Below are 12,628 nucleotides of genomic sequence, written 5' to 3' on the forward strand. Positions count from 1 at the left end.
TGTGCTATAGTTTCGTCGCTAGTCAATCAGGAGTTTGGCGCGGTGAAGCGGACCGCTTTGGTCTGGCTGCCGTGCCGCCAATGCGCCCAGACAATTGAGCGTAGAAAGAATTAAACGAAACCAGAACAATACGGAGCCCCCCATGTCTAAGGGACAAAGCCTACAGGACCCATTTCTCAATGCGTTGCGCAAAGAGCGCGTGCCGGTGTCGATCTTCCTGGTGAACGGAATCAAGCTCCAGGGAACCATCGAGTCGTTCGACCAGTTTGTCGTGCTGTTGAAAAACAGCGTCAGTCAGATGGTCTACAAGCACGCGATCTCGACCGTCGTTCCGGCGCGCAACGTTCGCATCCAGCATGCGCACGGTGACAGCGAAGGTGACGCGGAACCTGGCAACGCCTGATCCCGACGCTGCACATCCGGCAGATCCGATGACCCCGCGGTCAGACCGTGGGGTCGTTCGTTTGCGCGTGCGGCAAAGGTAAATCGATGTTTGAACGACCGAACAGTGGCGAGCGTGCAGTACTCGTCCACGTGAGCCTCGGCGGTGCACCCGATCCGGAAGCGATGCAGGAGTTCCGCGAACTCGTGCGTTCTGCGGGAGCAGAGCCCCTGGCGCTGATCGTCGCGCAACGCCCTGTCCCGGATCCGCGCCTGTATGTCGGCAGTGGCAAGGCCGACGAGGTGCGCCAGCAGGTCGAACAGCTGGGTGCGGAACTGGTGATCTTCGACAATCCGTTGTCGCCGAGTCAGGAACGCAACCTCGAGCAACTGCTGCAATGCCGCGTCCTCGACCGGACCGGGCTCATCCTCGATATCTTCGCGCAACGTGCGCGCTCGCATGAGGGCAAGCTGCAGGTCGAGCTGGCGCAGCTGCGGCATCTTTCGACGCGCCTGGTGCGCGGCTGGACACACCTGGAGCGACAAAAAGGAGGTATCGGTCTGCGCGGTCCGGGCGAGACCCAGCTCGAGACCGACCGCCGTCTCCTCAACCAGCGGATCGACCAGATCGGCCGCCGCCTGTCACGCGTCGACAGCCAGCGCGAGCAGGGCCGACGCGCGAGGCGGCGCAACGAGGTACCGACGGTGTCGCTGGTCGGTTACACCAACGCCGGTAAGTCCACGCTGTTCAACCGCCTGACCGCGGCCGGCGTGTACGCTCGGGACCAGCTGTTCGCGACGCTCGATCCGACACTGCGCCGTGTGGACCTCGACGATGGTGGCGCGATCATCCTGGCCGACACGGTCGGTTTCGTTTCGCGCCTGCCGCACGAACTGGTAGCGGCGTTCAGGTCCACCCTGCAGGAGACCGTGGAGGCCGACCTGCTCCTGCACGTGATCGATGCGCACAGCACACAGCGCAGCCAGCAGATCGCCGAAGTCGAGGACGTCCTGGCGCAGATCGGTGCGCACGAGGTGCCGCGCATCGAGGTCTACAACAAGATCGATCTGCTGCCGGACGCGGCGCCGCATGTCGATTATGACGCGCATGGCATGCCCGCCAGGGTCTGGCTGTCCGCCGCGAACGGCGCCGGGATCGAGCAGCTGCTGGGCGCGCTGACCCTGAAGTTTCGCAGCGACACCGTCAGCGGACACCTGCACCTCGGCCCCGAGGATGGGCGCCTGCGTGCGCTGCTGTTCGCGCAAGGGGCGATCGTGAGTGAAAACCACGCCAGTGACGGGGGTTGGGAACTGGACGTCGCTCTGCAGCGTCGAGAATACGACCGTCTGTGCAAGCGCGAACCGGTTTTGGTCGAACGCTGGCGGGACAAGGTCCAAGCGGCCCGAGAGGCCGGGTAATGCCCTGGGTGCGGCTCTGTTGGTAGAATCGCCGCGTACGCATCCTTCGGGACCGAATTAACCAGTGCACGGGAGTATTGCATGGCCTGGAACGAACCGGGTGGCGGGAACCGCGACCCTTGGGGCAACAAGGGCGGTGACCAGGGTCCTCCGGACCTCGACGAAGTGGTCCGCAAGCTACAGGAAAAGATGGGTGGCCTGTTCGGCGGCAAACGGCGTGGCGGCGGCGGCAACGGCGAAAGCAGCGGTGGCGGCTCCGGGGCGAGCAAGAAGGGCATCGGACTGATCGTCGGCCTGGTCGTGCTGGTGGTGCTGGGCATGGAGTCGTTCTACATCGTCCAGCCGGCCGAGCGCGGCGTGGTCAAGCGCTTTGGGGCCTACCACATCGTCACGGCGCCGGGACCACACCTGAAGCTGCCGTTCATCGACACCGTGGACGTGGTCAACGTCGACCAGGTGAACAAGTTCCAGCATCGGGCGCAGATGCTGACCAAGGACGAAAACATCGCCGATGTCACGCTCGAGGTGCAGTTCCGCATCCAGGATGCGGCCGACTTCCTGTTCCAGGACGCCGATCCGGGTGCGACCATCCACGGTGCGATGGAGTCTAGCCTGCGCGAGGTGATCGGCAAGAGCCGCCTGGATGACATCATTACCGAGAACCGCAGCGCAATCGCGATCGCGGTCCAGCAGGGCACCCAGGCACTGCTGGATCTGTATCGCACCGGTCTGATCGTTACCAACGTGAACATTCAGCGCGCCGAGGCACCGGAAGCGGTGGCCGAGGCCTTTGCCGACGCGATCCGCGCCCGCGAGGACAAGGAACGCCTGCAGAATCAGGCCGAGACCTATGCCAACGACGTGGTGCCGCGTGCCCGCGGTGAGGCGGCGCGACTGGTCGAAGACGCCAAGGGCTACAAGGCACGCGTGATCGCCGAGGCCGAGGGTGAGTCGCAGCGTTTCCTGGCGTTGCTGCGCGAGTATGAAAAGGCACCCGCGGTGACCCGTGAGCGCCTGTACCTCGAGACCATGCAGGACGTGCTGAGAAATACCGGCAAGGTGTTGCTGGATGTGAAGGAAGGCAGCAATCTGACCTATCTTCCGCTCGACCGGATGATCCAGCCGGGGACTCGCCAGACCGAGTTCAAGGCTCCCGAATCGCCGCGCATCGCACTGCCTTCGACGGGCGATTCGCGCAACTTGGGTTCGAGCAGCGATCGGCGCAGTTTTGACCGCACGCGGAGGGAACGTTAATGAACGCCGGTAAAGGTTTGTTCGCACTGGTGCTGATAGGCGTGCTGGCGGTGGTCGGCAGTTCATCGCTGTTCGTCGTACAGGAGCAGCAGTTGGCGTTGTTGCTGCGCCTCGGTGAGATCGTCGATGCCGATTTCAAACCCGGCCTGCATTTCAAGGTCCCGCTGATCCAGGATGTCGTTAAATTCGACAAGCGCATCCAGACCCTGGATGCCAATCCCGAGCGTTTCCTGACGATCGAGAAGAAATTCGTCGTCGTGAACTCGTACGCCAAATGGCGCATCTCGGATGTCGCGCAGTTCTACCGTTCGACCCGGGGCAGTGCGGACGCCACCTCGCGCCTGCTGTCGGCGCGGATCAATGCGGCGCTGCGTGACGAATTCGGCAAGCGTACCGTGCAGGAGGTGGTCTCCGGCGAACGCACCGAGATCATGGCGACGCTGGCCAGGAATGCCAACGAACAGGCGGCCGACCTCGGGGTCGAGATCGTCGACGTGCGGGTCAAGCAGATCGACTTCTCCGAGGACATCAGCGAAAACATCTACGAGCGTATGCGCACCGAACGGCATCGTGTGGCCGCCGAACTGCGTGCCCAGGGCGCCGAGGCGGCCGAGCGCATACAGGCCGACGCCGATCGCCAGCGTATCGAGATCGTCGCCGATGCCTATCGCCAGGCTGAACTCCTGCGCGGTGAGGGTGACGCCGGAGCGGCCGACATCTACGCCAAGGCGTTTGCGCAGAACGGCGAGTTCTACAGCTTCTGGCGGAGCCTGACAGCCTATCGGGACGTCTTTTCCGACGGTGGCAGCATGATGGTGCTGGATCCGGATTCGGAGTTTTTCCGCTACTTCAAGTCCGAGGGCAAGTAACCCCACTCGTCGTCCGACGCGGCCCGGTCGTCCGGCCGGGCCGCCGTTAAATGGACAAGGTGAGGGTGATCTGGGAAAATTCGCGCCGTTTGGCGCTTCCCGGCGGAGTCGGTGCGCGCCGCTGGATCAACCGAGCGAGGCCGGGTCATGACCCCGGCTTTTTTGTGGACGCGGCGATGTGGCAGGACCTTTGGGCGGCATTGGCATTGATGCTGGTACTGGAAGGCATTCTGCCGTTCGCCAGTCCGCGCAGCTTCCGCAATATGCTGCGGCTGGCCGGTGAGATGGATGACAGGACACTGCGTAACAGCGGCCTGTTCACGATGCTTGCCGGGCTGGTGCTGCTGTACCTGGTGAGATAAAGAGTGAACCAAGACACCACCTGGCTGTTGCCGGAGGGCATCGACGAACTGTTGCCGGCCCAGGCGCGTACCCTCGAGCAGCTGCGGCGCGCGCTGCTCGACTGCTACCGCGGCTGGGGCTATCAGCTGGTGATCACGCCGTTCATCGAGTTCCTCGATTCGCTGTTGACCGGTACCGGCAAGGACCTTGACCTGCAGACCTTCAAGCTGACCGACCAGGTCAGCGGGCGGCAACTCGGGCTGCGTGCCGACATCACGCCGCAGGCGGCGCGGATCGACGCTCACCGGCTACGGCACGACGCACCGACCCGTTTGTGTTACATCGGCAGCGTGCTGCGCACCCGGGGCGACGGTTTCTCCGGTTCCCGCAGTCCGTTGCAGATCGGGGCCGAGCTGTACGGCCATGCCGGCGTCGAGAGCGATGTCGAGATCGTGTGCCTGATGATGGAGACGCTGCGCGTCGCCGGGCTCGAACAGATCTACCTGGACCTCGGTCATGTCGGTATCTACCGCGAACTGGCAAGGGCCGCCGGCCTGAGCGCGCGTCAGGAGGCCGCGTTGTTCGATGCCCTGCAACGCAAGGCGAGCGCTGAGATCGAGGCGCTGGTCGACGGCTTCGACCAGCCGCCGGCAATGCGCGACATGTTGATCGCGCTGGCCACGCTGAACGGCGACGACGAGGTGCTGCCGCGGGCGCGCGCGATACTCGCAGCGGCACCGCCGGCAGTGACCAGCGCCATCGACTACGTCGAAGCGGTCGCCGCGCAGCTGCGCCGCTTCCAACCCGACCTGCAGGTGCACTTCGACCTGGCGGAACTGCGCGCCTACCACTACCAGACGGGCGTGGTGTTTGCGGCCTTCGTGCCCGGTGAGGGTCAGGAGGTCGCGCGCGGTGGGCGTTACGATCAGATTGGCGAGGTGTTCGGCCGGGCGCGCCCGGCGACCGGTTTCAGTGCCGACCTCAAGACCCTGATGCGCCTCGGCAGCCATGTACCGCGGCCGCTCGTCGACGCGGTGCTGGCACCGGCCGATCCGGCGCCGGAACTGACTGCACGGATCGCCGAACTGCGTGCCGAGGGTCGCGTGGTGATCCGCGAACTGCCAGGGCAGGCCGGCGATGCGGCGCAGATGGGCTGTGCATACCGTTTAGTGAAACAGGCCGGGGGTTGGGACGTCGTCCCGCTCTAGCCGCGAACCGAGAAGAGATCATGTAATGGGCAGGAATGTAGTTGTCATTGGCACCCAGTGGGGCGACGAGGGCAAGGGCAAGGTCGTCGATCTGCTGACCGACAAGGCCGACGCCGTGGTGCGCTTCCAGGGTGGCCACAACGCCGGTCACACGCTGGTGATTCAGGGCCGCAAGACGGTGCTGCACCTGATTCCGTCCGGCATCCTGCGTGACAACGTCCGCTGCCTGATCGGCAACGGTGTGGTGCTGTCACCGAGCGCGTTGCTCGAAGAGATCGACATGCTCGAAGCCGGCGGTGTCGACGCTCGCGCTCGCATGGGCATCAGCGAGTCGTGTCCGGTGATCCTGCCGTATCACATCACGCTCGATCAGGCGCGTGAAGCGGCGCGTGGCAGCAAGGCGATCGGCACGACCGGGCGCGGCATCGGTCCTTGCTACGAGGACAAGGTATCGCGGCGCGGTATCCGGCTCGGCGAGATGCTCGACCCGGAGCACTTCAAGGAGCGTCTGCGTGAGGTGATGGAGTATCACAACTTCGCGCTCGAGCACTATTTCAAGTACGAGACGGTCGATTATCAGAAGGTGCTGGACGAGGCGCTTGCGCAGGCCGAGCAGATCCGTCCGATGATCGAAGACGTGCCCGGCACCCTGCACCGTCTGCGTCGCCAGGGCCGCAGCGTGATGTTCGAAGGTGCGCAGGGCGCCTTGCTGGACATCGACCACGGTACCTACCCCTATGTCACCTCGTCGAACACCACGGCGGGTGGCGCCGCGACCGGCAGCGGAGTCGGTCCGCGTGATTTCGACTACGTACTGGGCATCGTCAAGGCGTACACGACGCGTGTCGGTGCCGGTCCGTTTCCGACCGAACTGTTCGACGACGCCGGTGATCACCTCGGCGAGAAGGGTCACGAGTTTGGCGCGACCACCGGTCGCAAGCGTCGTTGCGGCTGGCTCGACACGGTCGCGCTCAGGCGTTCACTGCAGATCAACAGCGTGACCGGGATGTGTATCACCAAGCTGGACGTGCTCGACGGACTCGACACGGTCAAGATCTGCGTCGCCTACAAGCTCGATGGTCGCGAGGTCGACACGCCACCGGTCGGTGCGGACCGGTTTGCGCAGTGCGAGCCGGTGTTCATCGAAGTGCCGGGCTGGAAGGAGTCGACCGTCGGCGCGAAGTCGCGCGACGCGCTGCCCGAAGCCGCGCGCAGCTACCTGCGCAAGGTCGAAGAGCTGTGTGAGACACCGGTCGACATCATCTCGACTGGGCCGGATCGCGACGAGACGATCGTGCTGCGGCATCCGTTCGAGTAGGTCTCGGCCCGACACACACCAGCGGTCTGCTCGATCGCGGGGAGTTGGCGCTATTCTGAAGGGTGCCGCGCCGCCGGTATTCAGGCGGTCGACTGCCGTCCGGGGTCGGAAGTGATCTGCGATTCCAACCGGTCGAGCTGGCCCACGATCTCGTTGGACAGCGTCGCCAGCTCGCCGAAGCGCTGTTCGGCCCCCGCGTCGTCGTGGTGGTGCTGGCAGTCGATGATCTCTCCGATCAGCGCATGCAGACGCTCGTGCGGTGCTTCGATCTTGCGCATCTCCGGCAGGTTGCCGTACTTCCTCAGCCCTTCGCCGTAGTACCACTTGCCGAGTACACACTCGCGATGCGAGACGACCTCCTGGGCCTGCAATGAACCCTTGCCATCCAGGAAGTTGCGTACCCTTGCGCGCCAAGCGAGGTGAGCGCTCTTCGCCTTTTCGAAATCGAGCTCTGCGCTGTCGATCTTGAATCGGCTGACCAGCTTCTGCAGGTCGGCGATCTGATCGCCCAGCTGAACGGCCGCTTCGCGGACGTGCGCGGCCTCTTCGGTGTTGTCCCTGCCGGCTGCGTTGACCTGGTGGACCGCGGAGTGAATGTTTTCCGCCACCGCGCGCTGCTGCTCGACCGCGGTGGCGATCTGCTCGTTGAGCTCGCTGATCGTCCTCACGGCATCTTCGATCCCGCTGAGCGCCCCGATCGCTTCGCGCGCCTGGTTGGTGTTCGACTCCGCCATATCGCGGCCTTCGGTCATCAGATGAACGGCCTCGGTGGCGCTGCTGCCGAGCCGGGCGATCATGTCGCTGATCTCTTCGGTCGACTGATGGGTGCGGTTGGCGAGTGTCCGAACCTCGTCGGCCACCACCGCGAAACCGCGGCCGCTCTCACCCGCGCGTGCCGCTTCGATCGCCGCGTTGAGCGCCAACAGGTTGGTCTGCTCGGCGATGCTGCGAATCACGTCGATCACGCCGCGAATGGATTGCGCGTCCGTGTCCAGGCGTTGCATGAGTTCGGAGGCGCCTGTCAGGCGGCCGGCAAGGTTCTCGATCCCGTCGGCCGCCTGATTGACGATTCTCTTCCCGTTGCTGGCCCGCTCGAAAGCCGTCTTTGCGGCCTCGTCGGCATGCGTGGCGCTCTGCGCGACCTCGGCGACCGATGCCGACATCTCGGTGATCGCCGTGGCAACCTGGTCGGTTTCCTTCTGCTGCCGGCCTATACGTTCTGCGATACGGCTGATTGCGTCGTTGGTGGAAGCGACACTGCCGATCACCCCACTGGTCGTGCGGGCGGTCTGGCTGATCACCTCTTGTATGTAGGCGACGAATTTGTTGAAGCCGCCGGCCAGCGTGCTGAGTTCGTCGCGGCCGGTCTCTGCCAGGCGTCGCGTCAGGTCGCCTTCACCGTCTGCGACCTTGGCCATGGCGTTGCTCGCCGCGCATATCGGCATCGCAATCGAGCGCGTGATCAATACCGCGATGACGATGCCGGCGAGCAGGCCGATCGCGGCCACCAGGGTCGACAGGTGTGTCGCATCTTCCGCGTCTTCGAGCATCGCCTGGCTGGCGCCCGCCGTCTGACGTTCCTCCGCGTCGACCAGTTCATCGAGACGTGCCTCTATCCCGTTCAGCAGCGGCAGCACATCGTGCCGCAGCAACCAGGCATCGGTGCGCCAGCGCTCCGAGCCGTGAATCTCGAGTAGCTTCGAGACGTCGCGATCCAGCCCTTCGGCATCCTTGAGCAGGCTCGACAGGTATTCCTCTTGCTCGAACGTCAGCTTGCTGGGCCAGCCACCGATCTGTTCGAGCAGCTCGTGCGTACGCGTCATGTACAGCAAGGTGTTCTGTTTCTGCCCCTCGGCGCGAAACGCCAGGTACCCGCGCAGGCCGCGCATCAGGTTGCTCAGCGCGTCGCGCAGGTCCGAATAGACGCCCAGGCGTTCGGCCTGTGTGTCATCGGCTTCCCCGTCGGCAATCTCGGAACGCAACATCTCGGCGGCTTGTTGCGTCATGCGCAACGTCACCGGGTTGATGTGGGCATTCGCGTAGGCCACACCCGGATAGTTGGCCTCCTGGTCTGATCCGAGCTTGATGATCTGATCGCCCAACGTCTGAAACCTGGAGATGTCCGCAGACAGTCCGCGCAGTACAGACAGGGTTTCCGGATTGCCTGTCGAGAGCGTTTCGTCCGACTCGATACTGTGCACCGCGGAAACCGTAAGTTTGGAGAATGCCTGCGCAAGCTCGAGTTCGCCGGTCGACGCAAAGAACCCCAGCTGGCTCGCCGCGGCACGCAGCTTGGTATTGATGTCCTTCATCGCCAGCGCACGCGGCTGCCGGACTTCAACGACGTCCTGAATCGTCTCGTTGACGCCGTGAAAGCTCAGGTACTGCATCCCCGCGACCGTCGCGAGCAGCACGAAAGACACCAGGAAGCCGACTATCACACGAAAGCGGATCGTGACATTTCTCATCAGGTCCATAACATGCTCTTCGCAGGTGTGTGGCTTCCAAGCGGCTCTGGAAAGGTGCCGCAGGGTCCATCTGTGCGGCAACGACAGCGTGATCGCCAGATCGTCGGGTCAGCGCTGTTTCAGGTGTGTCTTTGTCCGGGGCGGCTTCAATTTCCCGAAGGCCGTTCGTCTTCCCAATCCCAGCGCTCGCTGTCGTCGCGGATCTGGTCGAGATGACGGAACACATCGACGCTGGCGGTCTCCATCGCCTGGATGGCTTTCATCAATGCCGCGTAGTCGAGCTCCGCGTTGTCGATCAGCGCAAACACGTCCTTGGTGCTGGCATGTACCTTCTCGTGCGGCGTCTCCAGCCCGGCGTAGTGGCGCGACGACGAGAAGAACTCCTTGCCTTCGCCCTCGTAATACCATTTGCCGAGACGGCAGTTATGGTGGTTGACGAACTGAAAGACCGGTTCGCGCTGGTTCACCGAAAGGTAGGTATTGACCTTCCATACGACGTGATCGAGCTTTGCCAGGCTGACGAACACGCTGTCCGCCATCTTGCCGATGTTGGAAAAAGACCCCGTCACGTAGCGATACATGCCGTCCAGGCGGCCCTTGAATTCAGTGGCCTCGGCGTCGAGCGATTCGGCGCGCTGCACCAGGTTGTCGAATGCTTTGCCGACTCGGCCCACGTTATGTTGCAGCTCCTGTATCACGCCGTCCGTCTCGACGATCGCCTTCTGCGTGCGGTCGGCGAGGCTGCGGACCTCGTCGGCAACCACCGCGAACCCACGCCCGTGCTCGCCGGCGCGCGCCGCTTCGATGGCCGCGTTCAGCGCCAGAAGATTGGTCTGCTCGGCGATCCCGCGAATCAGGGACAGCACGCTGCTGATCTGGCCGGCCCTTGTGGTCATCTCCTGCACCGAAGTGCCGGATTCGACCGACAGGCTCGCCAAACCGGTCAACTCTTGGGATATCTGATCGCTGTTTCCTGCCAACAGCGCGAAGTCCTTGCGGATGGTGTCGGCGCATTCGAGGGTCGATTTGACCGATTCGACGGACCCCGCCAACGCGCCCTGGATATCGGAAAGTGCGCTCTTCAGTGAACCGTTCTGCAGCGTCATCAGCTCATTGAGCTGGCCCTCTCGTCGGCCTTCGAGTGCCGCGTGCGCCGCGTTTTGCTGCTCGGCCGCGACCAGGTCCGCGCGTGCCGCTGCCAGTTCCGCCTCCAGCGTCGTCACCCTCTCGCGCAGTTGGTCCATTTCCCGCGCGCCGCCACGTTTGCCGAACAGTTGCATGATCTTTGGCCTTTGAAGTCGGAATGACCCGGGTCCCGGCTGAAACCGGTGTTCACCGCCCCTGACGTGCATTAACGGCGTGCCTTGGGACGACTTTAATCCACGTTATGATCAGGGGCATGCGGGTGGCGGCCCCCGACTTGGGAGACGCGGAGCCTGCTGTCAGGAAGGGGGGCGGTCGGCGCGGGGCATTGAGGCCATGTTCCCGGCGCCGCAGATGGCGAGGATGCCAGGGCGCCGCTGATCATGCGTCCGATGAGCGAAGGCCGGGTGCTACGGCAAGCAACCACACCGGGAACCACCGGGTGCCCTTCGCCGCTGTCGACCGGGTGCTACGTGAAAATCTAATCGTCGAAGGGGCGAATAGCGGATGCCGTCATCCCTGCGGCACCGCCATCGCGTCTGCCGGGGCTGCGAGATCCCGGGCGCCGCCAAGCCGTTGCGACGCGTATCGCCCGACGCGCAATGGCGCCTTCGGACCTCAGCCCCGATCTGGTTGGTCGAGTTATTCCTTGACCTTTTCGCCGGCTTCCTCGACGGCTTTGCCCGCGGCTTCCATGTTGTCTCCGGTGTCCTTCTTCAGCCCCGACCAGGTGTCGCCACAACCGGCCAGTACCAGCGTGAACAGCGCGACGGTCGCGCCAACGATCAGTTTTTTCATCGTCCTTACCTTATTTGAATCCAATGTTTCGGTAGTACGCCCCGCAGGGTGGGACGGGCCGCCCAAGGCGTGCGGCCCGCGACGACGATCATAGCTGGAGAGCCGGAGAAAACAACACAATCGGCGCCGTGGCGGACGCACGCGCGCCGGGCGTCCGGCTTGGCGGGACGGCGTTCTGCGAGCTCAGTCGCCGTACCCGAAATGCTCGGCCACATAGTCGATGTCCTTGTCGCCACGACCCGAGAGGTTCACCAGGATGGTCTGCCCCGGGAGTTCCGGCGCGACCTGCATCGCATAGGCGACGGCGTGGGCGCTCTCCAATGCGGGGATGATGCCTTCCAGGCGTGACAGCCGATAGAAGGCGTCCAGCGCCTGGCGGTCGTCGACCGCGGCGTAGTGCACGCGCCCCGTCTTGTACAGGAAGGCATGCTCCGGGCCGACCCCCGGATAGTCGAGACCCGAGGCGATCGAGTGAACCGGTGCCGGCTGCCCGGCGTCGTCGGTCAGCACCAGGGTGCGGAATCCGTGAATCTCGCCGTCGTGACCGTAGGTGATGGTCGCCGAGTGTTCGCCCAGCTTGGTGCCGCGGCCGAGTGGCTCGACACCGTGCAGGGCGACATCGTCGTCGTCGATGAAGCCCTGGAAGATACCCATCGCGTTCGAGCCGCCACCGACACAGGCCATCACGTGGTCGGGCAGTTCCCCCCCGGTCATCTCGGCGAACTGTCCGCGCGCCTCCTGGCCGACGATGCGCTGGAAGTCACGCACCATCATCGGAAAAGGATGCGGTCCGACCACCGAGCCGATCGCGTAGATGCTGTTCGCAGGATCCTTCAGGTACGACTGGAATGCCGAATCCACGGCCTCTTTCAGGGTTCGCGCACCGAACCCGACCGGCACGACCGTGGCACCGAGCAGCTTCATGCGTACGACGTTCGGGTGCTCCTTTTCGATATCCACCTCGCCCATGTGGATCTCGCACTCGAGACCGAAGTAGGCCGCCGCGGTGGCCAGCGCCACGCCATGCTGACCGGCACCGGTCTCGGCGATCAGACGTTTCTTGCCCATGTGCTTGGCCAACAGCGCCTCGGCCATGCAGTGATTGAGCTTGTGTGCACCGGTGTGATTGAGGTCTTCGCGTTTCAGGTAGATACGCGCGCCGCCAAGCCCGTCGGACAGGTTGCGCGCGTAGTGCACCGGGGTCGGGCGGCCCTGGAAATGCTTGCGTATATAGGCCAGTTCATTCTGAAAATCGGCCGAGCGCGCGACGCGCGCGTAGGCCTCGGCGATCTCGGCGAACGGCTGTTCCAGTTGCGGCGGCAGGAAGGCGCCGCCGTAGTCACCGAACCAGCCCGCCTTGTCCGGATGTTGTTTCAGATAGCGCATGTTGTTGCCGGGTCTCCGTCGAATGGGATCCGTGAGCGGCGT

11 protein-coding genes are annotated in these 12,628 nt (G+C 64.1%); 7 read left to right on the forward strand and 4 right to left on the reverse strand.

Features of this window, described 5'->3' with window-relative positions; all coding sequences use genetic code 11:
* Nucleotides 1-142: 142 nt before the first annotated feature.
* The 7 genes from hfq to H6955_09905 all read left to right on the forward strand — a co-directional run bounded on the left by hfq (nucleotide 143) and on the right by H6955_09905 (nucleotide 6,791).
* Nucleotides 143-403, forward strand: a complete 261-nt coding sequence (gene hfq, locus H6955_09875) for an RNA chaperone Hfq (protein MCP5313856.1) — start codon at nucleotides 143-145, stop codon at nucleotides 401-403.
* An 86-nt stretch (nucleotides 404-489) separates the two neighbouring features.
* Nucleotides 490-1,800 carry a GTPase HflX gene (hflX, locus tag H6955_09880; protein MCP5313857.1) on the forward strand — a complete coding sequence of 437 codons (1,311 nt, stop codon included), beginning with the start codon at nucleotides 490-492 and terminating at the stop codon, nucleotides 1,798-1,800.
* Between the two features lie 81 nt (nucleotides 1,801-1,881).
* Nucleotides 1,882-3,054: an FtsH protease activity modulator HflK gene (hflK, locus tag H6955_09885; GenBank protein ID MCP5313858.1), complete on the forward strand. Its 1,173-nt coding sequence runs from the start codon at nucleotides 1,882-1,884 to the stop codon at nucleotides 3,052-3,054.
* Complete coding sequence (gene hflC / locus H6955_09890; protein ID MCP5313859.1) at nucleotides 3,054-3,923, forward strand: protease modulator HflC; 870 nt, start codon at nucleotides 3,054-3,056, stop codon at nucleotides 3,921-3,923. The genes hflK and hflC overlap by 1 nt, the downstream gene beginning before the upstream one ends.
* 176 nt (nucleotides 3,924-4,099) lie before the next feature.
* Nucleotides 4,100-4,285 carry a DUF2065 domain-containing protein gene (locus tag H6955_09895; GenBank protein MCP5313860.1) on the forward strand — a complete coding sequence of 62 codons (186 nt, stop codon included), beginning with the start codon at nucleotides 4,100-4,102 and terminating at the stop codon, nucleotides 4,283-4,285.
* A gap of 3 nt (nucleotides 4,286-4,288) precedes the next feature.
* Nucleotides 4,289-5,473 carry an ATP phosphoribosyltransferase regulatory subunit gene (locus H6955_09900; GenBank protein MCP5313861.1) on the forward strand — a complete coding sequence of 395 codons (1,185 nt, stop codon included), beginning with the start codon at nucleotides 4,289-4,291 and terminating at the stop codon, nucleotides 5,471-5,473.
* Between the two features lie 25 nt (nucleotides 5,474-5,498).
* The gene (locus tag H6955_09905; GenBank protein ID MCP5313862.1) at nucleotides 5,499-6,791 is read left to right on the forward strand and encodes an adenylosuccinate synthase; all 1,293 of its coding nucleotides are present in this window, start codon (nucleotides 5,499-5,501) and stop codon (nucleotides 6,789-6,791) included.
* Nucleotides 6,792-6,871: 80 nt separating this feature from the next.
* Here H6955_09905 and H6955_09910 read toward each other — a convergent pair whose 3' ends face one another.
* The 4 genes from H6955_09910 to trpB form a co-directional block, all read right to left on the reverse strand.
* A complete protein-coding gene (locus H6955_09910; GenBank protein MCP5313863.1) occupies nucleotides 6,872-9,268 on the reverse strand; it encodes a CZB domain-containing protein in 2,397 nt (798 codons plus the stop codon).
* 137 nt (nucleotides 9,269-9,405) lie between these two features.
* Nucleotides 9,406-10,611 (reverse strand): CZB domain-containing protein, encoded by a 1,206-nt coding sequence (locus H6955_09915; GenBank protein MCP5313864.1) that lies wholly within the window; start codon nucleotides 10,609-10,611, stop codon nucleotides 9,406-9,408.
* A gap of 433 nt (nucleotides 10,612-11,044) precedes the next feature.
* A complete protein-coding gene (locus tag H6955_09920) occupies nucleotides 11,045-11,200 on the reverse strand; it encodes an entericidin EcnAB (GenBank protein ID MCP5313865.1) in 156 nt (51 codons plus the stop codon).
* Between the two features lie 183 nt (nucleotides 11,201-11,383).
* Nucleotides 11,384-12,586 (reverse strand): tryptophan synthase subunit beta, encoded by a 1,203-nt coding sequence (trpB, locus tag H6955_09925; protein MCP5313866.1) that lies wholly within the window; start codon nucleotides 12,584-12,586, stop codon nucleotides 11,384-11,386.
* Between the last annotated feature and the right edge of the window lie 42 nt (nucleotides 12,587-12,628).

The organism is Chromatiaceae bacterium (genome assembly GCA_024235395.1).
Classification (GTDB): Bacteria; Pseudomonadota; Gammaproteobacteria; order Chromatiales; family Chromatiaceae; genus Thiosocius.

Bases quoted from the DNA above. Each gene is read 5' to 3' on its own strand.
- hfq (MCP5313856.1), top strand. From the start codon at position 143: ATGTCTAAGGGACAAAGCCTACAGGACCCATTTCTCAATGCGTTGCGC.
- hflX (MCP5313857.1), top strand. From the start codon at position 490: ATGTTTGAACGACCGAACAGTGGCGAGCGTGCAGTACTCGTCCACGTG.
- hflK (MCP5313858.1), top strand. From the start codon at position 1,882: ATGGCCTGGAACGAACCGGGTGGCGGGAACCGCGACCCTTGGGGCAAC.
- hflC (MCP5313859.1), top strand. From the start codon at position 3,054: ATGAACGCCGGTAAAGGTTTGTTCGCACTGGTGCTGATAGGCGTGCTG.
- H6955_09895 (MCP5313860.1), top strand. From the start codon at position 4,100: ATGTGGCAGGACCTTTGGGCGGCATTGGCATTGATGCTGGTACTGGAA.
- H6955_09905 (MCP5313862.1), top strand. From the start codon at position 5,499: ATGGGCAGGAATGTAGTTGTCATTGGCACCCAGTGGGGCGACGAGGGC.
- H6955_09910 (MCP5313863.1), bottom strand. From the start codon at position 9,268: ATGGACCTGATGAGAAATGTCACGATCCGCTTTCGTGTGATAGTCGGC.
- H6955_09915 (MCP5313864.1), bottom strand. From the start codon at position 10,611: ATGCACGTCAGGGGCGGTGAACACCGGTTTCAGCCGGGACCCGGGTCA.
- H6955_09920 (MCP5313865.1), bottom strand. From the start codon at position 11,200: ATGAAAAAACTGATCGTTGGCGCGACCGTCGCGCTGTTCACGCTGGTA.
- trpB (MCP5313866.1), bottom strand. From the start codon at position 12,586: ATGCGCTATCTGAAACAACATCCGGACAAGGCGGGCTGGTTCGGTGAC.